General features: G+C 72.8%; 25 protein-coding genes. 12 read left to right on the top strand and 13 right to left on the bottom strand.

Annotation, left to right across the window (positions count from 1 at the left end):
* Positions 1-24: 24 nt before the first annotated feature.
* Together IF17_RS0132680 and IF17_RS0132675 are read right to left on the bottom strand one after the other, a co-directional pair.
* Positions 25-261: a DUF397 domain-containing protein gene (locus IF17_RS0132680; RefSeq protein WP_030573999.1), complete on the bottom strand. Its 237-nt coding sequence runs from the start codon at positions 259-261 to the stop codon at positions 25-27.
* Entirely contained in the window at positions 261-1,121 is an 861-nt protein-coding gene (locus IF17_RS0132675; RefSeq protein ID WP_030573997.1) for a helix-turn-helix domain-containing protein, read from the bottom strand. Before IF17_RS0132675 ends, IF17_RS0132680 begins: the two co-directional genes overlap by 1 nt.
* A gap of 207 nt (positions 1,122-1,328) precedes the next feature.
* Here IF17_RS0132675 and IF17_RS0132670 point away from each other — a divergent pair, with 207 nt between their 5' ends.
* Positions 1,329-1,787 (top strand): ATP-binding protein, encoded by a 459-nt coding sequence (locus IF17_RS0132670; protein WP_030573994.1) that lies wholly within the window; start codon positions 1,329-1,331, stop codon positions 1,785-1,787.
* Positions 1,781-2,206 (top strand): hypothetical protein, encoded by a 426-nt coding sequence (locus IF17_RS0132665; RefSeq protein WP_030573991.1) that lies wholly within the window; start codon positions 1,781-1,783, stop codon positions 2,204-2,206. The genes IF17_RS0132670 and IF17_RS0132665 overlap by 7 nt, the downstream gene beginning before the upstream one ends.
* Positions 2,207-2,241: 35 nt before the next feature.
* Here IF17_RS0132665 and IF17_RS0132660 read toward each other — a convergent pair whose 3' ends face one another.
* From IF17_RS0132660 to IF17_RS0132635, 6 genes are all read right to left on the bottom strand, one after another.
* Positions 2,242-3,588 (bottom strand): 6-phospho-beta-glucosidase, encoded by a 1,347-nt coding sequence (locus IF17_RS0132660; protein WP_030573987.1) that lies wholly within the window; start codon positions 3,586-3,588, stop codon positions 2,242-2,244.
* An 88-nt stretch (positions 3,589-3,676) separates the two neighbouring features.
* Positions 3,677-5,236 (bottom strand): cytochrome P450, encoded by a 1,560-nt coding sequence (locus IF17_RS0132655; RefSeq protein ID WP_030573984.1) that lies wholly within the window; start codon positions 5,234-5,236, stop codon positions 3,677-3,679.
* 209 nt (positions 5,237-5,445) lie between these two features.
* The gene (locus IF17_RS0132650) at positions 5,446-6,060 is read right to left on the bottom strand and encodes a GTP-binding protein (RefSeq protein WP_010058144.1); all 615 of its coding nucleotides are present in this window, start codon (positions 6,058-6,060) and stop codon (positions 5,446-5,448) included.
* Positions 6,041-6,412, bottom strand: a complete 372-nt coding sequence (locus tag IF17_RS0132645) for a DUF742 domain-containing protein (protein WP_026241710.1) — start codon at positions 6,410-6,412, stop codon at positions 6,041-6,043. The genes IF17_RS0132650 and IF17_RS0132645 overlap by 20 nt, the downstream gene beginning before the upstream one ends.
* The gene (locus IF17_RS0132640) at positions 6,409-6,816 is read right to left on the bottom strand and encodes a roadblock/LC7 domain-containing protein (RefSeq protein WP_006128841.1); all 408 of its coding nucleotides are present in this window, start codon (positions 6,814-6,816) and stop codon (positions 6,409-6,411) included. The genes IF17_RS0132645 and IF17_RS0132640 overlap by 4 nt, the downstream gene beginning before the upstream one ends.
* Positions 6,813-8,492, bottom strand: coding sequence for a sensor histidine kinase (locus IF17_RS0132635; protein ID WP_030573980.1), 1,680 nt, complete (start codon positions 8,490-8,492; stop codon positions 6,813-6,815). Before IF17_RS0132635 ends, IF17_RS0132640 begins: the two co-directional genes overlap by 4 nt.
* 569 nt (positions 8,493-9,061) lie before the next feature.
* Here IF17_RS0132635 and IF17_RS0132625 point away from each other — a divergent pair.
* On the top strand, positions 9,062-9,826 hold the full coding sequence (locus IF17_RS0132625; protein ID WP_030573978.1) for an IclR family transcriptional regulator: 765 nt from the start codon (positions 9,062-9,064) through the stop codon (positions 9,824-9,826).
* A 29-nt stretch (positions 9,827-9,855) separates the two neighbouring features.
* Here the strand turns inward: IF17_RS0132625 and IF17_RS0132620 are convergent, their stop codons facing one another.
* Both IF17_RS0132620 and IF17_RS0132615 read right to left on the bottom strand, forming a co-directional pair.
* Positions 9,856-10,362 carry a MarR family winged helix-turn-helix transcriptional regulator gene (locus IF17_RS0132620; protein ID WP_030573976.1) on the bottom strand — a complete coding sequence of 169 codons (507 nt, stop codon included), beginning with the start codon at positions 10,360-10,362 and terminating at the stop codon, positions 9,856-9,858.
* Positions 10,359-12,077: an FUSC family protein gene (locus tag IF17_RS0132615; RefSeq protein ID WP_030573974.1), complete on the bottom strand. Its 1,719-nt coding sequence runs from the start codon at positions 12,075-12,077 to the stop codon at positions 10,359-10,361. The genes IF17_RS0132620 and IF17_RS0132615 overlap by 4 nt, the downstream gene beginning before the upstream one ends.
* A gap of 135 nt (positions 12,078-12,212) precedes the next feature.
* Between IF17_RS0132615 and IF17_RS0132610 the strand changes: the two genes are divergently transcribed.
* The 4 genes from IF17_RS0132610 to IF17_RS0132595 all read left to right on the top strand — a co-directional run bounded on the left by IF17_RS0132610 (position 12,213) and on the right by IF17_RS0132595 (position 15,430).
* Positions 12,213-12,647, top strand: a complete 435-nt coding sequence (locus tag IF17_RS0132610; RefSeq protein ID WP_030573972.1) for a hypothetical protein — start codon at positions 12,213-12,215, stop codon at positions 12,645-12,647.
* A gap of 129 nt (positions 12,648-12,776) precedes the next feature.
* Positions 12,777-13,427, top strand: a complete 651-nt coding sequence (locus tag IF17_RS0132605; RefSeq protein WP_030573970.1) for a thioredoxin-like domain-containing protein — start codon at positions 12,777-12,779, stop codon at positions 13,425-13,427.
* 35 nt (positions 13,428-13,462) lie between these two features.
* Positions 13,463-14,080, top strand: a complete 618-nt coding sequence (locus IF17_RS0132600; RefSeq protein WP_030573968.1) for a DUF305 domain-containing protein — start codon at positions 13,463-13,465, stop codon at positions 14,078-14,080.
* Between the two features lie 96 nt (positions 14,081-14,176).
* Positions 14,177-15,430, top strand: coding sequence for an ROK family protein (locus IF17_RS0132595; RefSeq protein ID WP_030573966.1), 1,254 nt, complete (start codon positions 14,177-14,179; stop codon positions 15,428-15,430).
* A gap of 27 nt (positions 15,431-15,457) precedes the next feature.
* Here IF17_RS0132595 and xylA read toward each other — a convergent pair whose 3' ends face one another.
* Complete coding sequence (gene xylA, locus IF17_RS0132590; protein WP_030573963.1) at positions 15,458-16,624, bottom strand: xylose isomerase; 1,167 nt, start codon at positions 16,622-16,624, stop codon at positions 15,458-15,460.
* A gap of 217 nt (positions 16,625-16,841) precedes the next feature.
* Between xylA and xylB the strand changes: the two genes are divergently transcribed.
* From xylB to IF17_RS0132570, 4 genes are all read left to right on the top strand, one after another.
* Entirely contained in the window at positions 16,842-18,323 is a 1,482-nt protein-coding gene (gene xylB, locus IF17_RS0132585) for a xylulokinase (RefSeq protein ID WP_030573961.1), read from the top strand.
* Between the two features lie 70 nt (positions 18,324-18,393).
* Positions 18,394-19,674: a VWA domain-containing protein gene (locus IF17_RS0132580; protein WP_030573959.1), complete on the top strand. Its 1,281-nt coding sequence runs from the start codon at positions 18,394-18,396 to the stop codon at positions 19,672-19,674.
* A complete protein-coding gene (locus IF17_RS0132575; protein WP_030573957.1) occupies positions 19,674-20,519 on the top strand; it encodes a hypothetical protein in 846 nt (281 codons plus the stop codon). The genes IF17_RS0132580 and IF17_RS0132575 overlap by 1 nt, the downstream gene beginning before the upstream one ends.
* A gap of 71 nt (positions 20,520-20,590) precedes the next feature.
* Positions 20,591-22,171, top strand: coding sequence for an aspartate:alanine exchanger family transporter (locus tag IF17_RS0132570; protein ID WP_030573955.1), 1,581 nt, complete (start codon positions 20,591-20,593; stop codon positions 22,169-22,171).
* Between the two features lie 28 nt (positions 22,172-22,199).
* Here the strand turns inward: IF17_RS0132570 and IF17_RS0132565 are convergent, their stop codons facing one another.
* Positions 22,200-22,415, bottom strand: coding sequence for a DUF6243 family protein (locus IF17_RS0132565; RefSeq protein ID WP_030573953.1), 216 nt, complete (start codon positions 22,413-22,415; stop codon positions 22,200-22,202).
* Positions 22,416-22,564: 149 nt separating this feature from the next.
* Complete coding sequence (locus IF17_RS0132560) at positions 22,565-23,293, bottom strand: GNAT family N-acetyltransferase (RefSeq protein WP_030573951.1); 729 nt, start codon at positions 23,291-23,293, stop codon at positions 22,565-22,567.
* Positions 23,294-23,514: 221 nt separating this feature from the next.
* On the opposite strand from IF17_RS0132560, the gene IF17_RS0132555 reads away from it, so the two are divergent.
* Positions 23,515-24,882 carry a cytochrome P450 gene (locus tag IF17_RS0132555; RefSeq protein WP_030573948.1) on the top strand — a complete coding sequence of 456 codons (1,368 nt, stop codon included), beginning with the start codon at positions 23,515-23,517 and terminating at the stop codon, positions 24,880-24,882.
* Positions 24,883-24,908: the final 26 nt, after the last annotated feature.

Here is a 24,908-nt window from a genome sequence, read left to right as displayed (position 1 = left end):
TCGGACAGCATAAGTGGTAGTGCGTCAGGTGAGAAGGAAATCCGCCTGGCCCGCCTTGGCACCCTGGATGAACGCGGCGATCTCGCCGTTGGAGTAGATGAGCGCGGGGCCGTCCGGATCGGCGGACTGGCGCACCGCGACCCGGCCGTCCGCGAGCTTCATGGCCTCGATGCAGTTGCCCCCGTTGCCGCCGCTCCAGGGCTTGTACCAGCCTTCGGAGCCGAGGTCGGCGGCCGGCATGCCGTTGTATATATGGTTCATCACAGCTCCTTGCGGAAGTCCCGGAGGATTTCCTTCGTGCGTTGTGCAGTTGCGGCCTGAGCCGCCATGCGGTCCATGACTTCGAGGTACGAGGCGACCTCGGGCCGGGCGTCGAAGTAGACCGCTCCGGTGAGGTACTCGCTGAAGACCATGTCCGGAAGTTCGGGTACGGCGAACCGGAAGAGGACGAACGGCCCGTAGGTGCCCGGGTGGTGGCCGCTCGCGAATTCCGCGATCTGCAGGGTGACATGGGGCAGCTCGGTGGCTTCGAGCAGCTTGTCGATCTGGGCGCGCATCACCTGGGGGCCGCCCACCGGCCGCCGCAGGACGGTCTCGTCCATGATCACCCAGAGCCGGGGGGCGTCCTCCTTGGCGAGTAGCGACTGACGCTCCATGCGCAGCGCCACATGGCGTTCGATGTCCTCGGGCCGGGTCTGGCCGACGGCTCCGGTGCGCATCACGGAGCGCGCGTAGTCCTCGGTCTGGAGCAGCCCGGGGACGAAGTGCGGCTCGTACATGCGCAGCAGGCTCGCTGCGCCCTCCAGGCTGACGTACATGCTGAACCAGTCGGGCAGGACGTCGTGGAACCGCTGCCACCAGCCCGGCTTGTTCGCCTCCTCGGCCAGGTCGACGAAGGCCTCGGCCTCGTCGTCGGCGATGCCGTAGGCCTTCAGCAGCAGCTGGACATAGGGGATCTTGAGGCCGACCTCGGCCGTCTCCATCCTGCGTATCGTCGCGGGAGCGACCCTGAGCACCTTCGCCGCCTGGTCACGGGTCAGGCCGACGCGCTCCCGCAGATCCTGCAGGCGCTTGCCGAGCACGACCTGGCCCACGGTCGGGGCGGACCGCGGTTCGCTCACTTCAGACCTCCCCATGCGCTGTTTTGCGAGCAGTGTGCCACGCGTGCGCCCCCAACGACACAGCCACTCTGAAAATTTCAGAGTGCCCCTTGCCAAGTGTCCTCGTCAGGGGGAGAGTTGGGTGTCGAACCAGTTCGCTCAGTCATGACCGCTCCTCTCACACCGGGGAGCGAAGCGTGACGCAGCCCCCACTGTGAGGAATCGGTCGTGGCACCTGGCAGTGCGCTCATCCCCCGGCTCATGGACCTCAGCCCCGGGACGGAAGCGCTCCGTTACTGCTTCGCGCTGCCCGCGCACCCCGAGTCGGTGGCCGGTGCGCGGCAGCTGACCCGGGCCCGGCTGGAGAGCTGGAAGCTGGGCGGCGATGTGTACGACGCGGCCGTTCTCATCGTGTCCGAGCTGGTCACCAACGCGGTCGTGCACACCGCGAGCACCCGTGTGGTGTGCGAGCTGCGCTGTCTCGGCAGACGGCTGCGGATAGCCGTGCAGGACCAGGGGCACCAGCCGGGCGGCCCCCGGCTGCGGCGCTGTTCCGACGACGAGCACGGGCGCGGCCTGCTGCTGGTCGACACGATGAGCAGCTCGTGGGGCTCCCATGACGCGGGCGACCACTCCGGGCGCATCGTGTGGGCGGAGCTGCCGCACGGTGTGGAGCAGCCATGCTGAGGAACGCGCTGTCCCGGCTGCGCGGTACGCCGCGCCCGCGGGCCGCCGAGGAATCCCGGGGCGGCCGGGTCCAGTTGTCGCTGCCGCCCTCGATGTCGGCCAGTCTGGGGTGTGACGCGGTCGGCGTGCCCGCGCGGCACGGCTTCCGGCTGATGTCCCATCTCCCGCGCACCGGCTGCGTGTTCGCCGACGCGGACCGCTGGTGGTGGATCGTCCCGGCCGGCTCCGACCTGGATCTGGACTGGCCCGAGCAGGTGATGTACGCCCGGGGCGCCGACGTCCCCGCCGTGCGCCCCCGCCTGATCCACTCGCCGGACAGCCTCACCCCGTACACCCCGCCGATCCCGCTCTTCTTAATGGTCTGCCAGGTGGCGGGCGTGGCACCGACCTGGGCCCGGAGCGTCGTCCCCGCCCCCTGAGGCCACCTTCTGAGACCGCCCCCTGAGGCCGCCTCCTACGGCCGGTCGAGGAAGGCGAGTTGCGGATGGGCCTCGGTGTATCCGTCCACCAGCCGCCGCGCCACCGCGACGGAGTCGACCAGCGGGTGCAGCGCGAAGGCCTGCACGGCCGCCGACCTGGACCCGCTCCCCGCCGCCTCCAGCACCGCCCGCTCCACGGCCTTCACCGCGGTGACGAGACCGACGGCGTGGTACGGGAGCGGCGAAACGGCCACCGGGTGGGCCCCGTTGGCGTCGACCAGGCAGGGCACCTCCACCACGGCATCGGCGTCCAGCACCGAAAGGGCCGTGCGGTTGCGGACGTTGAGGATCAGCGAGGTGCGTTCGTTCCGGGCGACGGCCCGCATCAGCGCGAGGGCCACCTGTTCGTAGCCGCCGGACTCCAGGTCGCTCTCCTCCCGCTCCCCCGCCCCGGCGACCTCCCGGTTCTCCGCCATGTACGTGGCCTCGCGCTCGGCACGGGTACGGTCCCAGGTGGCGAGGGCAGGTGTGCCGGGCTCCCGCATCCGGGCGTAGAACCCCTCCTGCTGGTCGCGGAGGAAGGCGCCCCGGGTCTGCTCGGCCTCCTGGTAGGAGCGGACGGCCTCGCGGTTGAAGTAGTAGTAGTGCAGGTACTCGTTGGGGATCGCGCCGAGTGACCGGAGCAGTTCCGGGCCGAAGAGCCGGCCCTCCTCGAAGGAGCCCAGCAGCTCCGGGTCGGCGAGCAGCCGGGGCAGTTCGTCCCGCCCGTCGACGTACAGCCCCCGCACCCAGCCGAGGTGGTTGAGTCCGGCGTAGTCGATCCAGGCCCGGTCGGGGTCGGCGCCCAGGACCCGGGCGATTCGCCTCCCGAGACCGACCGGGGAGTCGCAGATGCCGATGACGCGGTCGCCGAGGTGGCGGGACATGGCCTCGGTGACCAGCCCGGCCGGGTTGGTGAAGTTGATGGTCCAGGCGTGCGGGGCGAGCCGGGCGATGCGCCGGGCCAGCTCGACGGCGACGGGGACGGTGCGCAGCCCGTACGCGATGCCCCCGGCGCCGACCGTCTCCTGGCCGAGCACACCGAGGTCGAGGGCGACCCGTTCGTCGGCGGCCCGGCCGGCCAGACCGCCGACGCGGATCGCGGAGAAGACGAAGTCGGCGCCGCGCAACGCCTCGTCGAGTTCGGTGGTGGCGACGACGGCGGGCGCGTCGGGCACGCCCCGCGCCTGCTCCTCCAGCACCCGGGCGACGGCGGTGAGCCGGTCGGCGTCGGTGTCGTACAGGGTGACCCTGGAGACGCGGCCCTCGGCGTGATCGCCGAGCAGGGCCCCGTACACGAGAGGCACCCGGAATCCGCCACCGCCAAGAATTGTCAGCTTCACGCTGCTCGATGGTACGGGGGTGCGCCCCGCGCACGTCGGCGGCGGCGCCGGACCTCACGCACGGGTCCGGTGCCGCCGCCGGAGCGGGTCAGTAGCCGTTCCACCAGCGGGAGACCGCCTGCCAGAGCCGGGCGGGCGCGGCCGGGCGGCGCTGCTGCGGGACCACAGCGGTTTCCGGCGCCGGCTCGGCGGGCGCCGCTGCGGGAGCAGGGGCCGGGCGGGGCTGCGGCGCCGCGCCCGGGGCGTGGGCGGGCTGCGTCCCGGCGAGGGAGTGCGCGGGCTCGGGGACGGGGCGGGCCGGGGAGGAGATCTCCCAGTCGCCGCTCGGACGGGCGGCGCGGGCCATCACCGAGAGCGGGTCGGAGTCCAGCTTCTGCTGCGGGCTGGGGGCGAACTTCACCGGCAGCTCCACCAGGTGGCGGGACATGATGTTGCCGACCCAGCGCAGCTCGCTCTCCTGCACACCCAGCTCCAGGTCCGGCAGGCGCATCAGGAGGGCGTCGACGCCCACGTCCGCGATCGCTCGGCCGATGTCCTGGCCGGGGCACTCGTGCGGACCGCCGCTGAACGCCAGGTGGGCGCGGTTGCCCTCCATGTTGGCGGTGAGGTCGGGGCGGACCGTGGGGTCGGTGTTGGCCGGGGCGATGCCGACGAGCAGGGCGTCACCCGCCTTGATCTGCTGGCCGCCCAGCTCGGTGTCGCCGACCGCCCACCGGCCGAAGACCGCGGTGAAGGGCGGCTCGTCCCAGAGGGTCTGCTCCACCGCCTCGGGCACGGTCATATGGCCCCCGCTGAGCCGGGCGCGGAAGCGCGGGTCGGTGAGGACCATGCGCAGCACGTTGGCGATGAGGTTGGCGGTCGACTCGTACGCGGCGATGAGGATGAGGCGCAGGTGCTCCACGACCTCGATGTCGGTCATCGTGGCGGGGTGCTCGACCAGCCAGGAGGCGAAGTCGGGGGCCGGTTCGGCGCGGCGGCGCTCCACGAGCCGGGTCAGCACCCCGACGATGTAGGCGTTGCTGGACACGGCGGTCTCGGTGCCTCGGGTCATGTCGCGGGCCGCCTGGACGAGCCGCTCGTCGTACTCCTCGGGCATGCCGAAGATCGCGCACATCACCATCATCGGCAGATGGTCCGCGAACTGGCTGACCAGGTCGGCGCTGCCCTTCTCGGAGAAGTCGTTGACCAGGCGGTTACTGAAGCGGTTGATGTGGCGCCGCACGCCCCGGGTGTCGATGCGCTCCATGCTGTCGGTGACCGCCCCGCGCTGCCGCTCGTGCTTGGCGCCGTCGGCGAAGACGCAGACGGGCTGCCAGGTGAAGATCGGGGCGAGCGGGTGGTCCGGGGCGACGCTGCCGTCCTGGAGGGCCCGCCAGCGCCGGGAGTCCCGGGAGAACTGGGACGGGGTCCGGGTGAGGTGGAGGTTCTCGCTGTGGCCGAGGACGAGCCAGGCGGGTACGTCGCCGTGGAGCAGGACCGGGGCGACCGTGCCGTGTTCGGCGCGGAGCTTGTCGTAGAGGCCGGCGGGGTCGTTCTCCGCCTCGGGGCCGTACAGCCGGCGCAGGCCGCCGGGGCCGACGCCGAGGTTGTGGGCCGGGCACTGGGGCGGCGGGGCGGCGCCGGGCTCGTGGTGGAAGGGGGTTGTCACAGTGGCTCCAGGGATCAGGACGGCCAAGGGGCGAGCGCAGGTGGGCAGGGTGTGCGCGGGGGCGCGCGCCGGGGGAACGGCGCGCGCTCCCGGCCTCGGGACGGCCGGGAACCGTCCCGGGGCCGACGGGGCACCGGGCGGGCGGGAACGGCCGGAACCGCTCCCACGGGACGGGGCGAGGCGAACGGCCGGAGCCGTTCCGAGGCCCGTCAGGCGAGCGGGACGGCCAGGCTGTGCAGATAGCGCATGAGGGTCATCAGCACATCGCGGCTGGAGGCCCGCAGCCGGGCGTCGCAGTCGATCATCGGGACCTCGTCCGGCAGGTCGAGGGCTCTGCGCAGGGCCTCGACCGGGTGGTGCGGTGCGTCGGGGAAGGTGTTGACGGCCACCACGAACGGCACTCCGCGCTCCTCCAGCCGGCCGATGACGTCGAAGCTGACTTCGAGCCGCCGGGTGTCGATGAGGACGACGGCGCCGAGGGCTCCTTCGAAGAGGCCGTTCCACAGGAACCAGAAGCGTTCCTGGCCGGGGGTGCCGAAGAGGTAGAGGATCAGCTCCTCGCTGAGGCTGATCCGGCCGAAGTCCATGGCGACGGTGGTGGCGGTCTTCGTCTCCACCCCGGCGTTGTCGTCCACGCCGACGCCGGCCTGGGTCATGGTCTCTTCGGTCGTCAGGGGCCGGATCTCGCTGACCGAGCCGACCATGGTCGTCTTGCCGACGCCGAACCCGCCGACGATCACGACCTTCACCGCGGCGGTGGCCGTGGTGGGGAGGACGTCCTCGGTGCGGGGTCCGGTGATCGTGTCAGAGCTTCTGAAGTCCATGCATCACCGCTTCGAGAAGGGACCTGTCGGGGAGTGTGGCGCGGACGATCGGCGCTCGCGACTCGATGAGTTCGGTCGCGAGGAGATCGCTCAGGAGCGAGGTGACCACGCTGAACGGCAGGCTGAGGTAGGCGGAGATCTCGGCGACCGATAAGGGCGCCTGACAGAGCCGCAGGATCGCGGCCTGCTCCGGCTGGAACGTCGGCGAGGGCTCGGCCTGCGCGACGACCATCGTGACCAGGTCGAGCGCGGCGCGCTCGCTGTCGTCGAGATCGCCGGTGATCACGTACAGCCGTTCCGGATCGCTGAGCGCCGGATCGGTCTTGCGGCGTTCTCGTCGGGGTCCGCTCATCCGGACTGCCCGCCGTGGCGGGGCGGACTGGTCAGGTGGGCACCGATCCGCACGACCATGTCCCGCATCCGGGCGCCGACCAGACCGGCGTCCACGGTCTCGCCCGCCAGCACGGCGAGGTACGCGCCGGTCCCGGCGGCCATCAGGTAGAAGAAGCCGCCGGTGACCTCGATGACGACGAGCTTCATCAGACCGTCGCTGTACGGGATTTCGGTGGCCACCGCGGCGGCCAGGCTCTGGAGCCCGGCGCAGGCGGCCGCCAGCCGGTCGGCGACATCGGGGTCGCCGCCGTGCATGGCGATGCGCAGCCCGTCCGAGGAGAGCACCACGATCTGGTGGATGCTCGGCACGTCGTCGGCCAGCTCCTTGAGCATCCAGTCCATGTTTCCCCGCTGCTGGATCACTTCAGGTCTCCCTTGTCCCACGCGTCATCGGAGTCTTCGCCGTGCTTCGGTTCCTGCGGTACGCCGTTGACGGCCTTGGTGAAGGCCTCCAGCCAGAGGCCGGGGGGCTTCTCGCCGGAGCCACCGGGCCCGCCGGGTCCGGCAGGCCCGCCGTATCCGCCGTCGGGGTGTCCGCCCCGGCTCGGCAGGCCACCGTTGACGGGGGCAGGGGGCGGCGGGGGCTGCTGCGGCAGATTGTGCGAGCCGAGCGGGGCGCGGCCCCGGCTGCGGCGCTGCGGCAGTCCGTTCTCGGTCCACTCGGTGACCACCGGGACGTCGTCCTCCATGGCCGCGGCGGGCGTGGCCGGACGGGCGGCCGCGGCGGGGGCACCGGCGGGGGCCGGTGCGACCACCGAGGGCACCGGGCCGGTGGCGGCGGGCTTGGGCTTGGACTTGCGCTTTCCGGGCGGCGGCACCACGTGCTGGAGCTGCGACATGTCCAGCGAGCTGGTGGGCCGCGAGGTGGCGCCGATCCCGTGGGCGATGCCCGGAGCGGGTCCCGTGGTGATCATGTCGCGCGGCACGATGAGGACCGCGCGGACACCGCCGTACGCCGACTGGCGCAGCGACACCTGGAGCTGATACATCCGCGAGAGCCGTCCGACGACGGCCATGCCGAGCCGCGGGGACTCCCCGAGGTCGTTCATGTTGATGCCGGCCTGGGCCTGGGCGAGCATGTTCTCGGCCCGGGCGCGGGCCTCCTCGCTGAGGCTGACGCCGCCGTCTTCGATCTCGATGGCGATACCGGTCTGCACCTCGACCGCGGTGACGTGCACCCGGGTCTGGGGAGGCGAGTAGCGGGTCGCGTTGTCGAGGAGTTCGGCGCAGGCGTGGATGAGCGGCTCGACCGAGGTGCCGACGATGGCGACCTTGGCGATCGAGTGCAGGTCGACGCGCTGGTACTCCAGGATGCGGGACATCGCGCCGCGCAACACGCTGAACAGCGGTACGGGCTTGGGCCACTGGCGGCTGGGGCGGGCCCCGCCGAGGACGGCGATGGAGTCGGCGAGCCGGCCGATCAGCGCGGTGCCGTGGTCGATGCGGAGCAGGTCGTCGAAGACCTCGGGGTTGCGCCCGTAGTGGTCCTCCATCTCCCGCAGCTCACTGGCCTGGCGGTGCACGATCGCCTGGACGCGGCGGGCGACGCTGACGAAGGCGCGCTGCGCGGAGTCACGCCGGGCCTCCTCGTTGTCGATGACTTCGAGGACCTGGAAGATCTGCTCGCGCAGCGCCTTGGGCAGATGCCGGTTGGCGGCGTCCGCGTCGACGATGTCGCGCATGACCTCCTCGGGCGAATTACCCACCCGCAGACGCCGGATGGCGGCGGGCATGACCTCCTTGGTGAGCCGCACGGTCTCGGAGTCGTGGCTGAGGATGCGGTGTTCCAGGTAGGCGATGCGCTGTTCGTACTCGGCGCGCTGGGCGGCCATGGCGCGCCTGCGGCGGTGCAGCGCCACGGTGAGCACGGCGACCACGAGCGTGGTGATCGCGCCGCACACGGCGACTGGTATCCGCGCGGCCGGGACCACCAGGGCCACGCCGGCGGCGGTGGCACCGGCCAGCAGGACCACGGGCGGCAGGACTACGCGGACGACGGGGACTTCTCTGTCGGTCGGCGGTGATTCAACACGGACCATCTAAAACCCTCTGGCGGTTGATTCCGGGATGTATACGCACGTGAGCGGAGACTCAGGAACAAGTGCTCGAATTCGCATCAACTCGACTTCACTGCGCGTGAGCTTAGCCAGATCAGAACAGGGGATCGGCATATTCACCCAACCCCCTGCGGGAGCCCGCGAAGAGGAATACACTCGCCAGTTTTGCCACTCACCGCTGTGGAGCGTGCGCGAGGAGTGACGATGGCGGGAAAGGGGCCCTGTCTCGCCCTCTGCGTCCCGGCTGACGGGACGGAATCGATCCAGGGATAGGTGATACCCGATCAATTCGCTTATTCAGCGCTTGATTTCGTACCGCAGAACAGGACAGAGGCACAGATGATCGAACCGGATCGAAAGGAGCAGATTCCTGAACACTCGGCGGGTGACGCGGAAAATCGCTGTGCTGACGCGTATACGACCGCAGATTCCACGCACCCCCGAAGCGCCCCGCGCGGGCGGCGCCGCAACGGAGATCATGGCGGTCGGCGCCACCCCGCGGGGGCGTCGGCGGGTACCCGGAGTGACGACGACAGGGAGCGGGCGGAAGCATGACGGCGACAGGTGACTACACGATCGCTTCGCTGGATACGGGGCTCCGCGCCATGCGGCTCTTCCTCACCCATGACACCCTCACCGTGACCGAGGCCGCCGGGCACCTCCGCGTCGGACGGTCCACCGCGCACCGGGTCCTGAGCACCCTGGAGAGCCGGGGGTTCGCGATCCGGGACACGTCAGGGCGCGGCTACGCGGCGGGCCCGGAGCTGGTGCGGCTCGGCCGGCCGGCGGGTTTCGGCCGTGCGGCCCGCGATCGGCTGGGGCCGGTGCTGGAGGACGCGGCCCGGCGGACCGGGGAGACGGTGTGGAGCGAGGCGCTCATCGGCGACCAGGTGATCGTCACCGACGGGCGTGAGTCGCCCCATCCGGTGCGGGTGGCACTGGAGTTGGGGCGGACCGGCCCGGCCCACGCGGGCTCGGGCGGGCTGCTGCTGCTCTCCCGTATGACGGCGGACCAGGTGTGCGCGCTGTACCCGGACGAGGAGCTGGAAGCGGTCACCCCGGCCACGCTCACCTCGCGGACGGCTCTGCTGGACGAGCTGGCGGTGATCCGCCGGAGGGGCCACGCGGTCAGCCGGGGCGCCTCCGTCCCGGGCATGACCACGGTCGCCGTCGCCCTGGCCGGGTCGAGCTGGCGGGACCGGCTCGCCCTGGTGGCCGCGGCCCCGGCGGACCGCTCCGGCGAAGCGGCGCTCGACGAACGGGCGGAGCGGCTACGGGAGTCGGCGGCGCTGCTGGCACTCGCACCGCCGCCCTGACCCGGCGCGACCAGGGGCGTACGCGGCCCTCAGCGCCGCGCTCCGCCGATCCGCCCCTCCAGCTGCACCAGCAACTCAGCCAGCCGGGACCCGAGTTCATCGCGGCTCCCGTCGTCGAGCCCCGAGAGCACCGCCCGTTCGTACGCGAGCTGCTCGGGCAGCAGCCGGTCGACCAGGGCGCGGCCCTCGTCGGTGAGGCGGACATGGGCGACCCGCCGGTCGCGCTCGTCGCCCCGGCGGTCCACCAGGCCGCGTTCCTGGAGGGCGCGCAGCCGCTTGGTGACGGCGGCGCCGGAGGAGAAGGTCTCCCGGGCCAGCTCGCCCGGCGTGAGTTCCCGGGCTGTACGGCGGACAGCACCGAGGAGGTCGAACTCGGGGCGGGTCAGTCCGGCGGAGCGCAGCGGGGCGTCCTCCGCCTGCTGGAGCAGGGCGGCGCAGCGGTTGATCCGGCCGATGATCTCCATCGGGCCGGTGTCGAGCTCGGGATCGACGGCCTGCCACTGCCGCACCACCAAGGCCACGATGTCGTCGGTCACGCCGCTCCGTTCGCCGGGGCAGGGGCCACCGCGCCGCGCCGCGTCTCCGGGGCGCGGACCGGCGGGCCCAGCCGTTGTGCTGTCGCGGCGAGCGTACGGTGTCCGGCCCGCTCGGCCGCGAGAAGCTCCTGCTCGGGCAGGGCGCGCTGCCACCACTCCCCCGCCGCGATGTCGGCGGCCTCGCGCAGTTCGACGAGGCGCGCGGTCAGCGCGCGGCGCGCCCGGTCGAGCCCGGCGGGGCCGGTGCGGTCCCGGTCCGCGTACGCCCTCTCGGCATCGGTCCGGGCCTGTGCGGCGGCTTCGAGGGCGCGCTCGACGCGGCCCGCCGCCCTCCGGTTGGTGACGAGCGCCGCCGCGAGGAACCCGGCGAGCGCGCCGAGGACGGTGTCCAGGACCCGGTCGCCGACCAGCTCCCCGGCCGGGTGGGTACCGCCGAACTCCAGGACCAGGAGGGCCATCGGGGTGACGGCGACGGAGCCGAGCCAGTAGTTCCGGGTGATCAGGGCCTCGGCGGCGAAGCTGAAGAGGAGGCAGCACAGGACGAGCGCGAGCGGGCCGGTGCGGGAGAGCGGCAGGACGGCGGCGAAGACCAGGACACCGAGGAGGTTGCCGAGGGTGCGCTGGAGGGTCCGGTTCCAGGTGAGGGTGGTGTTGGCCTGGTAGAGGGAGGCGGCGGTGACGATGGCCCAGTAGGGGCGGCCGACACCGAGGGCGGCGCAGAGGTAGCCGGCGAGCGCACAGCCGATCAGCGTACGGACGGCCACGGGCAGCAGGTGCGATCCGGGGCCGAGGCTGCGCAGCAGCGTGCGGCGGGCGGCGCGGCGACCACTTGAGGCGCGCAGCGATGCCCGCTCAGCGCCGATCCCGTACAGCTCGGCGGCCGTGCCGGGTGCGGGCGGTGGTTCGGGGACGGGCCCCCGGGCGCGGGTCAGGGCGGCCCAGGCGCGCAGCCGGTCCGGGTCCGAGAGGGCCGTCTCGGCGTGCACCACGAGTCGTTCCAGGGAGCGCCGTACGGGGGTGGGCCGGCCGGAGGCGAGCAGGCACTGCCAGGCGCCGTGCACGGCGGCGGCCGCGGTGTGGCGCGTACGGGGCCCGGGTTCGGCCACGCGGTCGGCGGCGGCTTCGAGGGCGCGGGCGACGGCCCGGCGCTCGGGCCCCTCACGGCGGATCAGCGCGGGCCCCACACAGACGAGCCAGGCAACCGCACCCGCGCCCAGGGTCAGCGCGAGGTGGGCCGGGACCTGGCCGAGGCGCTGCGGGGCGAACAGCGCGGCGGAGCTGACGAAGGTGAGGATCACATGGCCGGGCGGGCCGATCCGGACCGCATCGCACGCCGCCTTCTGCGTGGCGGCGAGGAGCGCGCCCACCGCGACGAGCACGGCGGTGGAGTGCGTGAGCGAGGCGGTGACCAGGGCGGCCGCGAGCCCGGCGGTCATGGAGAGCACGACGCCCGCCACGGTCCGGGCCCGCCGGGCGTACGGCAGGCCGTGGCCGTACAGCGCGCAGAGCGAACCGGCCATCGTGTACATCACGAGGTCCAGCCGGCCGAGGGCCAGGAGCGTCAGATGCGGTACGGCGGAGGCGGCGACGACGCTCAGCGCGGGCTTGAACCAGGTGTCCGAGGGACGGTTGAGACGCAGCGGGGCGGCGAGGGGGAGGCGGCGGGCGAACGGCTGCCGGATCCGGGGGGACGGGTCACCAGGTGTATCACTCACCCATATACGTTAACAGGTATTACACCTGTAAAAGATTTGCCCCCTGTCGCGCCGCCCGGCCGTCCGGCACACTGTCCCGCGGAATCGGTGACCCATATTCTTTGAATCTTCATGCACCTACTACGATGACGGGCCATGACCAGGGTGAGCGCTCGGACCGACCGGCAGCAATGCCGCGCAGGCCTGCCCGCCTCGCTGGGCTGGGCGTTGGCCCTGCTGTCCCTGCTCTTCTGCTGCTCGGTCACCACCCCGGCCGCCGCTGCCGTGCCGGTGGCGATGGAGGCTCCTGGCCCGGCCCCCGTACGGACGCTGACGCCGGTTCCCGACCTGGCCGTCGAGCCGGTCGTCCTGGCCGCCCCCGCCGACCGGGGGCTCGGGACCTCGTGCCACGGCAGCTCGACCCACTCGGCGGCCATCGTGCTCCCGGTGTCGACCGCGCCCGTGGCCCTCCCCTCCCCCGTGGCCTTCGTGCCCGTCGCCCCGCTGTGCGGGGCGGCCGCGATCCGGGGGCCCTCCCACGACGGTGCCCACTCCGTCGATCAGCTGCGTCTTCAGGTCCAACGGATCTAGAGCCGGGCCCGCTTCCCGCTCCGCGCTTCGTGCCGGAGCCCGGGAGCGGCTGCCCGCGTGCCCTGTTTCGCCTTGCTTTCCTGCACGACCGTCTGCATCCCCGCATCCGCTGAACGACGAGGACCTTCCATGGCTGCCGCCAAGAACCAGAACTCCCCCGCCAACGCCCGCCGCGCCAAGCTGGAGGAGGCCCGCCGCCAGGAGCGCGCCCGTGAGCGCCGGGGCCGCCTCATCACCATCGGCGCGTCGGTCGCCGTGGTCCTCGCGCTGGTCGCCGGAGGCGGCTACCTGGTGTACCAGGCGAACGAGAAGGAGAAGAAGGAGGAGCAGGCCAAGGCCTCCCCCGTCACCGGTGAGCGCAGCTGGGACGACCTGGGCCGGGAGCACGTGGCGACCAAGGTCGACTACCCGATGAACCCGCCCGTCGGCGGCGACCACAACCAGGTCTGGATGAACTGCAACGCGGACGTCTACACCGCCGAGATACCGAAGGAGAACGCCGTCCACTCCCTGGAGCACGGCGCCGTCTGGGTCACGTACAACGACAAGGCCCCGGAGGCGGACGTCAAGGCGCTCACGGACAAGGTCAAGTCCACCCCGTACACCTTCATCAGCCCGGTCAAGGACCAGAAGGAACCCCTCATGCTCAGCGCGTGGGGCAAGCAGGTGACGGTCAAGGACGCCTCCGACTCCCGTGTCGGGCAGTTCTTCTCCAAGTACGTGCAGGGCCCGCAGACCCCTGAGCCGGGTGCCGCCTGCACCGGCGGACTCGACAAGTGACCTCCGCGACGGGACCGTTCTCCTCCACCCGGCGGATGGTGCTCGCGGGCACCGCCGTGCTGCTGCTCGCGGTGGGTCTGGTGGCGCTGATGGTGGTCCGGCCGTCCGCGGCGTCCCCGTCCGCGAAGGCGGCGCTGTCCGCTCCGGCGGAGGAGTCGGCGGACGCGGGCTTCGCCCGGGACATGGCGATCCACCATCAGCAGGCGGTGGAGATGTCGTTCATCGTGCGGGACCGCACCGATGACGAGGACGTGCGGCGGCTGGCGTACGACATCATCAACACCCAGGCCAACCAGCGCGGCATGATGCTGGGCTGGCTGGAGATGTGGGGCCTGCCCAAGAGTTCGGCGAAGCCGCCGATGGCGTGGATGGGTCACACCGTCAAGCCGACCGGGGACGGTTCGCTGATGCCGGGCATGGCCACCGACGCCGAACTGGAGGCGCTACAGGCGGCCGAGGGCAAGGCGGCCGAGGTGCTGTTCCTGCGGCTGATGACCGCGCACCACCGCGCCGGCGTGGACATGGCGCGGGCCGGGGCCGAGGCGGCGGGGACGGACGTCATCCGGAATCTGGCGCAGGGCATGGTCAGCGGCCAGCAGTCCGAGATCGGGCTGATGGCGGACATGCTGAAGGCCCGGGGCGCGAAGCCCTGACACCCTGTGGACCGGCCCCCTTCCGCACGTCGCGGAGGGGGGCCGTGTCCGCCGCGCTGCCCGCCGTGTCCGCGATCGCATAGGCTCGGCGACGATATGAAGAGCATCCTCACTCCGCTGGGGCCCAAGGCCGACAAGGACACCGTGCGACGGCACAATCTGAGCCTGGTACTGCGCGCCGTGCGGGACGAGGGCGAGAGCGGTGAGGCGACCCGCGCCGGCGTCGCCGCGCGGGTCGGCCTCACCCGGGCCGCGGTCTCCTCGCTCGTCGAGCAGCTGATGGACAACGGGTTCCTCACCGAGTCGGGCAAGACGTTCAGCGGGCAGGCCGGGCGCCCCGGCACCGCGCTCAAGGTGGCCCGCACCGGTCCCGCCGGGCTCGGTGTGGAGATCAACATCGATTACGTCTCGGTCTGCGTCGTCGACCTCGCGGGCACCGGCCGGGTCCGGCAGACCGAACACCTCGACAACCGGGGCGCACCCGCCGAGGAGGTCCTCGCCCGCGCGGCCGCGATCGCCGCGCGGGCCCTGGACTCGGCGCGCGAGCAGGAGCTCCGCCCGGTGGGCGCCGCGCTGGCGCTGCCCGGTCTGGTCTCCGGCGGCGCGGTACGCCAGGCCCCCAACCTCGGCTGGAACGAGGTCCCGGCGCAGGACCTGTTCGGCGACGCGCTCACCGCGCTGCGCCCCGGCCGCCCGGTGCTGCCGGTCGCCTCGGAGAACGAGGCCAATCTCGCGGCGCTGGCCGAGCTGTGGTTCGGCGGCCTCGGTGACGTCCACAGCTTCCTGTATCTGACCGGGGAGATCGGGGTCGGCGGCGCGCTGGTGCTGAACGGTGAACTGCTGCGCGGGGCGCACGGGTTCGCCGGGGAGATCGGGCATGTGGTGGTGGACCCGGACGGGCCGGAGTGCCGGTGCGGCTCGCGGGGCTGCCTGGAGCAGTACGCCGGACAGACGGCGCTGCTGCGGGCGGCCGGGGTCGACGGGCCGGGGGCCGGGGGCGGCTCCGGCGTGCTGGAGCTGGAGCGGCGCGCGCGGGCCGGGGACGAGCGGGCGGTGGCGGCGGTCGCCGAGGCGGGGCGGATGCTGGGCCGGGTGGTGTCGGGTGCGGTGAACCTGGTCGACCCGGACGCGGTGGTGCTCGGCGGGATCTACCGGGGCCTGATGCCGTGGCTGTCGCCCCCGGCCGACGAGGAGCTGACCGGCAGGGTGGTGTCGGGCCTCTGGTCCCCGGGCAGCGGCCGGCTCCGCGCGTCGTCGGTGGCGGGGGACGCGGCGCGGGGCGCGGCGGCGCTGGTGGTGCAGGACGTGCTGGACGACCCGGTGGCGTACGCGGAGCCGTCGGGCGGGTGAGCCGGGGGCCCCGGCTCACCCTTGCCGTCAGCGCACCGCGAGCAGGTGGTCCATGGCCAGCTGGTCCAGGGCCTCGAAGGCCATGCCGCGTTCCGCTGCCGCGTCCACGTCGAACTCCTCGTACGCCGTGCGGTCGGCGAGCAGGGCCGCCAGGCCGTCCCCGGCGGTGGGGCGGGCCAGTTCGTCCAGGCGGGAGGCGCGCAGCGCGGCCCGGACCTCGGGGTCGGCGCGGAAGGCGGCCGCCCGCTCCTTGAGGATCAGGTAGTTGCGCATGCACCCGGCCGCCGAGGCCCAGACGCCGTCGTAGTCCTCGGTGCGCGGGGGCTTGAAATCGAAGTGGCGCGGGCCCTCGTAGCCGCTCTCCAGCAGGTCGACGAGCCAGAACGCCTGGCGCAGGTCGCCCGCGCCGAAGCGGAGGTCCTGGTCGTACTTGATGCCGGACTGGCCGTTGAGGTCGATGTGGAAGAGCTTGTCGGCCCACATGGCCTGGGCGATGCCGTGCGGGAAGTTGAGCCCGGCCATCTGCTCGTGCCCGGTCTCGGGGTTGACGCCGACCAGCTCGGGGCGCTCCAGGCGCTCGATGAAGGCGAGGGCGTGGCCGATGGTGGGCAGCAGGATGTCGCCGCGCGGCTCGTTCGGCTTGGGCTCGATGGCGAAGCGGAGGTCGTACCCCTGCTCGATGACGTACTCGCCGAGCAGGTCGAAGGCCTCCTTCATCCGGTGCAGGGCGAGCCGCACATCCTTGGCCCCGCCGGACTCCGCGCCCTCGCGGCCGCCCCAGGCGACGAAGGTGGTGGCGCCGAGCTCGACGGCGAGGTCGATGTTGCGCAGGGTCTTGCGGAGTGCGTAACGGCGTACGTCGCGGTCGTTGGCGGTGAACCCGCCGTCCTTGAAGACCGGGTGGGTGAAGAGGTTCGTGGTCACCATGGGCACGACGAGGCCGCTCGCGTCGACGGCCTGGCGGAACCGCTTGACGACCGCCTCGCGCTCGGTCTCCGGCGCGCCGAAGGGGATCAGGTCGTCGTCGTGGAAGGTCACGCCCCAGGCGCCGAGCTCGGCGAGCTGCTGGACGGACTCGACGGGGTCGATGGCCGCGCGGGTGGCGTCGCCGAAGGGGTCCCGGCCCTGCCAGCCCACGGTCCACAGGCCGAAGCTGAACTTGTCCTCGGGGGTGGGGGTGAAGCGTTCCGTCATCGTCGTCCGACCGCCTTCGCCTGCCGTCGGGGCTGGGCCGGAAGCCTCGAACCCCTATTTGTTCAGTGTCATGACTAATCATGCACACGGTACTCGTCCGGCGTAACCCCCTGGTCCGTGGCGAGTCGGCGGGAGGCCTGTTCGCCGGGCCGCGGATCACGTAATTTGTTCGCGGCAGAACCGAATCGGCGCATCCGCACTGTGAAAGAGGCCGCCCATGTCGTCACGTACCGTCGTCATCGGCGTGGACAGCTCCACCCAGTCCACCAAGGCCGCCGTGATCGACGCCGCGACCGGCGAGCAGCTCGCGGTGGGACGCGCCCCGCACGTCGTCACCGGGGAGTCCGGCGCCCGGGAGAGCGACCCGGAGGTCTGGTGGCGGGCGCTGGGCGACGCGGTGACGGCCGGGCTGAAGGAGTCCGGGCTTCCCGCCCGCTCGGTGACCGGAATCGCGGTGGCCGGGCAGCAGCACGGGCTCGTCGTGCTCGACCGCTCGGGGCGTCCGCTGCGGCCGGCGCTGCTGTGGAACGACACCCGGTCCGCCCCGCAGGCCGCCGCCCTTACCGCCGAGCTCGGCGGGCCGGACGCGTGGACCGCGCGGACCGGTTCCGTACCGGTCGCCTCGATCACCGCCTCCAAGTGGCAGTGGCTGCGGGAGAACGACCCGGACGCGGCGAAGGGAGCCGCGGGCGTGCGGCTGCCGCACGACTTCCTCACCGAGCGCCTCGCGGGGGTGGCGGCGACCGACCCCGGGGACGCCTCCGGCACCGGCTGGTACGCCACCGCGACAAGCGCCTACGACCCCGAACTGCTGGGCCTCCTCGGCCTGGACCCGGCGCTCCTCCCCGAGGTCGCCCCCACCGGGGCCACCCGCATCGGGTCGCTCACCGACGCGGCGGCCGAGGCGCTGGGGCTGCCCGCCGGGATCGCGGTCGCGGCGGGGACCGGCGACAACATGAGCGCGGCCGTGGGCCTCGGGCTCGGCGGCGCCGGGCTGCTGGACCACCCGGTCCTCTCCCTCGGCACCTCGGGCGTGGTCTTCGCCGCCTCCCGTACGCGCTCCACCGCCCCGGCGCTCTCCGGGTTCGCCGCCGCCGACGGTACGTACCTCCCGCTGGCCTGCACCCTCAACTGCACGCTCGCCGTGGACAAGGTCGCCTCCCTCCTCGGCCTGCACCGCGAGGACACGGCCCCCGGCGGCGAAGCCGTACTGCTCCCGTACCTCGACGGCGAGCGCACCCCCGACCTGCCCACCGCGTCCGGGCTCCTCACCGGTCTGCGCCACGACACCACCCCGCAGCAACTCCTCGGCGCCGCCTACGAGGGCGCGGCCGTCACCGTCCTGCGTGCCCTGGACACGCTGCTACGGGCCTGCGGCCTGGACCCGGACGCCCCCGAGGTCGCCGCCCGCCCGCTGCGGCTGATCGGCGGCGGCGCGCAGGGGCGGAGCTGGGTGGAGACGGTGCGCCGGCTCTCCGGCCGCCCGGTCGTCATCCCGGCGGGCGGCGAGCTGGTCGCCCTGGGCGCGGCCGCGCTCGCCGCGTCGGCTGCGGGCGGCGGGGACCCGGTGGCCCTGGCGACCTCCTGGGACGCCGGTGATACGGGCAGTCAACTCGACGCCGTGGAGCGGGATCTGGAGACCTGGCAGCGGGTCACCTCGGTACTGGACCGGGCCGCGGAGCCACTGCTCGGCGGCTGACGGATGAGCCGGGGACGGTGGCCGACGGCCCCGGTTGGGAATACGAACTGATTTTCCATAAGATCCGGCGATGATCACAAGAAATCGGCTGACGACCGGGGTGTGCATAGCGCTCGCCACCCTGGCTGCCGGGCTCGGCTCCGTGCTCCCCGCAGCCGCCGACGAACCACCGGCCACCCCCGCCCCCAAGGTCGAACTCGTCCTCGACGTCAGCGGCTCCATGCGCACCCGCGACATCGACGGCCAGTCCCGGATGAACGCCGCCAAGCAGGCGTTCAACGACGTCCTGGACGCGGTGCCGGAAGAGGTCCACCTCGGTATCCGCACCCTGGGCGCCGACTATCCGGGCGACGACCGCAAGGTCGGCTGCAAGGACACCAAGCAGCTCTACCCGGTCGGCCCGCTGGACCGCACCGAGGCCAAGACCGCCGTCGCCACCCTCGCCCCCACCGGCTGGACCCCGATCGGCCCGGCACTGCTCGGCGCGGCCGACGACCTCGAAGGCGGCGAGGCCACCCGCCGGATCGTCCTCATCACGGACGGCGAGGACACCTGCGGTCCGCTCGACCCGTGCGAGGTGGCCCGCGAGATCGCCGCGCGCGGCACCCATCTGGTCATCGACACCCTCGGCCTGGTGCCCGACGCCAAGATCCGCCAGCAGCTCACCTGCATCGCCGAGGCCACCGGCGGCACGTACACCGCCGTCCAGCACAAGGACGAACTCTCGCGCCGCGTGAAGCAGTTGGTGGACCGGGCGGCCGAGCCGGTCGTGACTCCGGTCGCCACCGAAGGCGCGGCCGACTGCTCCGCCGCACCCGCGCTGAAGCCGGGCCTCTACACCGACCGCCAGGTGATCGGCGAGCACCGCTGGTACCGCGTCGACGTGCTGCCCGGTCAGGAGCTTCGCGCCTCGGCGAGCGTGGCGGCGGACCGCGCCGTCGACAACGACTACGGCGTGCTGCTGCGCGCGGTGACGGACACCGGACGCGAGATCGTCCGGGGCTCGGAATCCGGCACCGGACGTACGGATGTGATCTCGTCCGGCCTGCGCTACCCGAAGGCCGAGATCGAGGACGGCGACAACGGCAGCGGCAAGCCCGCCGCCGAGACCGTCTGCCTCCAGCTCTCCAACGCCTTCTCCGCGCCCGCCTCGGTGAAGCGGACGCCCGGTCTGCCGGTCGAGCTGACCGTGGACCTGGTGGACGGACCCGACCAGGCGTCCGACGTGGCGGCCTTCGGGCTCGGCCGCGGCTGGTGGCTGCTCGGCGTCCTCGTGCTGACCGGACTGGTCGCGGGGCTGCTGGTCGGCTGGATCTCGCGCTGGCGCATCGCCGTATGGAGGACCAACTGATGGTGACGACGACTTCCCGCCGCGCCCGTGGCGTGCGGCGCGCGTTCGCCGGGGCGCTGCTGGCCGGGCTGACCCTGTTCACCTCTGCGGGCGCGGCCGTGGCCGACGACCCGTCGGCGAGCGCGAGCCCCGGCGACGAGGGCCCCGGGCCCACCGAGGCCGGCACCACGTTCCGTACGGCGACCGCACTCCAGCAGGGGCAGAGCGGCACCGCGCAGGCGTCGGCGGGCGACTACCTGTACTGGGTGTTCCCGGCCGACGCCGGAGAGCGGGCCACCGTGAAGGCGACGGTGAAGCTCCCGGAGGGCGAGGTGAAGCGCTCGGGCTCCACCTGGCAGATCGACGTGTACGACGGGCTGCGCCGCCGCCAGGCGTGCCAGTACGGCCACCAGACCCGGAAGGCGGCGGCCGACGCGTCGGCGGTCGAGCTCTCCTGTGTGCTGCGCACCGTACGGTCCTGGTCCGAGCCGTGGGCGAACGACCCGCTGCCCGGCAGCTACTACGTGCGGTTGACGGTGGTGAACCTCCCGGCCGACGAGCTCGGGCTGCCGTTCGAGGCCGAGGTGCGGGCCGACGTGGTGGACGCCGGCGGCGCCCACCACGTGGACGGCGCGCTCGCGGAGCCGCTGGTGCCGGGCATCTCGGTGACGGGCGCGTCGGGAGGCGCGCAGGCCCGGACAGCCGGTGAGCCGGAGGACGGCTGGGCGTCGGGCTGGTGGACGACCCGCTGGCTGTGGACGGTCGGCGGCGGTGTGCTCGCCGCGCTGGCGGCCGTGTTCGGCTACACGCTGACGCGGGGCCGGGGCCGCCCGGCGCACGTGCCGCACGGCGTCCGACAGCTCTGAGGTCAGGTGGCGGCCTCCCCGCTCCTCGAAGATCCTGAACGGGTTCGCTTCGAGACGGGGAGGCACCGCCGGTGTGGCAGTTCTTCGCGGACAACCCGTGGGTGACCGTGTTCGCGGTGATCACGCTCGGGGCGCTGCTCGGCATGGTGCGCTTCGGCCCGGTACGGCTGGGGGCGGCCGGTGTGCTCTTCGTCGGCCTCCTCGTGGGGGCGCTGGACGAGGACATCGCCGCCGCCGTACCCGCCGGGGTCTCGGCGCTGGGTCTGGCCCTGTACGTGTACACGGTCGGCCTGGACTCGGGCCCCGCCTTCTTCCGTGAACTGCGCGGCCAGCTCCCGGTGATGGCCGGGGCCGTGGTCGCCCTGGCGGTCACGGCGGTGGTGGTGGGGTTCGTGGGGCATGCCTGGTTCGGCATCAGCGGCCCGTTCCTCGCGGGTGGGTACGCGGGCATCGGCACGACGACCCCGGGCCTCGCCGCAGCCCAGGACGCCTCGGCCGACCCGACGCAGCCCGCCGTCGGGTACGCCATCGGCTACCCGCTGGCCGTGGTGATCACGATCCTCTTCGTCTCGGCCGTCGCGGCCCGCCGTACCTGGACCGCCTGCCGGGACCCCGACTCGGGCCTCCCCGCCACGCTCGTCACCCGTACGGTCGAGGTGGCCCGGGAAACCCGCTGGCCCGACGTCCCCGGGGTCCCCGCGCACCGGGTGCTGGCCAGCGAGTACCGCCCCCACGGCGGGGTCACCCGGGTGGCCAGGGAGCTGGACCGCCTCTCCCCCGGCGACCAGGTCGTCCTGGTGGGCGGCGAGGCGGACGTACGGGCGGCGACGGAGGCGCTCGGCTCCCTCGCCCCGCGCCACCTGCTGGACGACCGCAGCGCGGTGGACTACCGGCGGGTCCTGCTCACCAACCCCGACCTGGCCGGGCACACGGTCGCCGAACTGGGCCTCGGCGAGAAGTACGGGGCCGTGGTGAGCCGGGTCCGCCGCGGCGACTTCGACATGCTCGCCCACGACGACCTGCTGCTCCAGCTCGACGACCGGGTCCGGGTGGTGATGCCGCGCGAGCGGACGAGCGAGGTCACCACCTACCTCGGCGACACGGAGGCGAAGGTCAGCGAGGTGAGCGCGGTCAGCCTGGGCCTCGGCCTCACCCTGGGGTTCCTGATCGGCATCCCCTCCCTCACCCTCGGCTCCACCACCCTGGCCCTGGGCACGGGCGCCGGCCCGCTGGTGATGGGCATGATCCTGGGCTGGCGCCGCCGCACGGGCCCCCTTGTCTGGACCCTGCCGACCCGGGCCAACCTCACCCTGCGCCAGATCGGCCTGCTGCTCTTCCTCGCCGTGGTGGGGCTCACCTCGGGCTACTCGTTCCGCGAGAACGCCTTCTCGCTCTTCGGCCTGAAGCTGGTGGCCGTGCTGGCGATCGGCGCGGTGGTGAGCTACTCCCTGCTGGTGCTGATCACCAGGGGGCTGGGCCAGAGCCGGGAGCGGACGATGGGGCTGCTGTCCGGTTATGTGGGCAACCCGGCGATCGTGGCGTACGCCAACAGCCGGGCGAGCGACAGCCGGATCAACAACGGCTACTCGACACTGTTCGCGCTGGCCATCCTGGTCAAGATCGTCTGTATCCAGCTGATCGTGGGGCTGTGACCGAGCCGGTGATCACCGGCTCGCGGGGTCAGCTCTGCGCGGTGTCGCCGTCCGTCTGCCCGGTGCCCTCGGCCGTGCCCGCCTTCTCGCGCATCTTGCGCACCAGCTCCGCCTTGCGGTCGGCCGCGCTCTGACGGTCGAGGTTGCGGTGCGGGCCGTTGTTCTGCCGTTCGGCGCGGGACTGCCGCTTGCGCTGGCCGCCGCCCTGGCCGACGGGGTTGTTGATGTTCTTGCTCACGGTCATGGGTTCTCCCGGTTGATGGTGTGCGGTGATCTACGGATGCGACGCCGGAGGGCGTCAGCAGGGGCCCATCACGCTCTCACTCGTCCATCGGCGCCTGGAGGAACACGGGAAAGACGTTACCTGGTCCCCGGGGACCGCTCCGACCGCCCTCACCGCAGCCGTACGCTCAGCTGGGCGCCCAGCTCCCGGTAGCCCAGCGCCGCCGCGACCCGGCGGGAGGCGGCCGGCCGGGCCCGCCACTGCGGGAGCAGTCCGGCGGCGAGGGCGTGGGTGGTGGCCTCGGACGCCACCTGCCGGGCGAGGCCCCGGCCCCGTGCGTCCGGTGCGGTCAGGACGCAGAGGTGGGCGGTGTCGCGCGGCCAGTGGGCGTAGCCGGCGGCAGCGACGACCCGCGCACCCCCGTCCCGTACGACGAAGACCGGTGAGGTGATCTCCTCAAGACCGCTCTCCCCCGCGTCGGCCTCCCCCGCCTCCTCCGACAGGGCCCGCAGCGCCGCGTCACCGGGGGTCAGGCGCTCGGTCGGAGTGCCGGTGGGCCCGGGCGGGCGGAGTTCCTCCGGGGCCAGGTAGGCGAGGACCGCCGGGCCGAGGGTGTCGGACACCGAGAGGAGGGCGGTGGCCGTCGCGGGGTCGGTGAGCCGGTCGGCCGGCAGGCCGGTCAGGGCGGTCCGTACGGAATCCGCGCCCGGAGCCGTGGGCGCGGTGATCAGGGCAGCCTCGCCGATGGTCACCACGCCCACCCAGGACGGCGGCGCCAGGGACGAGGCCGGGGAGGCGAAGACCCCGAGGCGGCCCGGGCTTCCGAAGGCCGCGTCCGGTGCGGCTGCCAGCTCCTGCCACAGCGCTCGGGCGCGGCCCGCCGTTGCATCGATCGACATGGCGGGATTGTCATATGAGAAGGAAAATCCGCCGTCATCTTCTGTTCGAATCTGGCGGCAGCTGCGACTACGCTCGACAACTCGCGTACTCCACGAGGCTGCTGACGGATTCCGGCCACGCCGGACCGGCGCCCTGGCGGAGTGCCGGTCTCATCGCGTCCGATGAGGTGCGAACGATCGCGTGCCGCCCGTGGCGCGCCCCAGGGAGCGGAGTCCTTTCGATGTCCACGCAGACCGGCCCGGCGCTCGACACCCCGTCGCGCGGCCATGCGTTCGTAGCGGGCCCCAAGGGGCTGCCGCTGCTCGGAAACCTGCCGCAGTTCGGGAAGAACCCCCTCGCCTTCTTCGAACTCCTGCGGGGGCGCGGGGACATGGTGCGGTGGAGGTTCGGGCGCAACCGGTGCGTGTTCATCTCCGATCCGGATTGCATAGGCGAGCTGCTCACCGAGACCGAGCGCACCTTCGACCAGCCGGCGCTCGGTGTCGCGTTCCGGGCGGTGCTGGGCAACGGGCTCATCGTGGCGCGGGGCCGGGACTGGCGGCGTAAACGGTCGCTGGTGCAGCCCTCGGTGCGGCCCAAGCAGGTCAAGTCGTACGCGGCCACCATGGCGTCCTCCGCGGTGGAGCTGGCCGACGCCTGGTCGGACGGTGAACGCGTCGACATCAAGCGGGAGATGGCGGCCCTGACGCAGAAGATCGCGGTGCGCACCATCTTCGGCGTGGACACCCCGGCGGACTCGGAGGCGATGGGCCGGGCGATGGACGTGGCCCAGCTGGAGATCGGCAAGGAGTTCGCCGGGATCGGGGCGCTGCTGCCCGACTGGGTGCCGACGCCGGGCCGGGCGCGGATCAGGAAGGCGGCCGCCGTCATCGACTCCGAGGTGGGGCGGGTGGTGGCCCGGCACCGCGACGGGGAGACCGAACGGCCCGACCTGCTCAGCCGGTTGCTCACCGCGGTCGACGAGAGCGGCGAGCGGCTCAGCGACGAGGAGATCCGAGACGAGACGGTCACCCTGTACATCGGCGGCCATGAGACGACCAGTTCGACCCTGGTGTGGGCGTGGTATCTGCTCTCCCGCAATCCGCGGGTGCGGGCCGCGCTCGCCGAGGAGCTGGACCGGGTGCTCGGTGACCGGGAGCCCGGGTTCGAGGACTACGCCCAACTCACGTACGCCCAGGCCGTGGTGAAGGAGACCCTGCGGCTGTACCCGACGATCTGGCTGATCACGGGGGTGGCGAAGGAGGGGGCCCGGCTCGGCGGTCTGCCGATCGAGGAGGGGACCCGGGTGTGGTCCAGCCAGTGGTCCACGCACCGGGACGCGCGGTGGTTCCCCGAGCCGGAGGAGTTCCGGCCGGAGCGCTGGGACCCGGAGGACGGTGACGAGATCGCGGAGTACGCGTGGTTCCCGTTCGGCGGCGGGCCGCGGGTCTGCCTGGGGACCCGGTTCGCGATGGTCGAGTCGGTGCTCATCCTGGCCGTGCTGGCCCGGCGCTTCGAGCTGGACGTCGAGCCGGGCGTCATCGAGCCCGTACCGAGCCTGACGCTTCAGCCGGACCGGGATGTGCTGGCCACCGTGCGGGCGCGGTAGCCGGGAGGAGGACAGGACGCCGCCCT

The organism is Streptomyces cyaneofuscatus, from assembly GCF_000718135.1.
Lineage (GTDB): Bacteria > Actinomycetota > Actinomycetes > Streptomycetales > Streptomycetaceae > Streptomyces > Streptomyces cyaneofuscatus.
The sequence above is the reverse complement of the archived record's forward strand: the minus strand, read 5'-3'. Positions and strand labels throughout refer to the sequence as shown.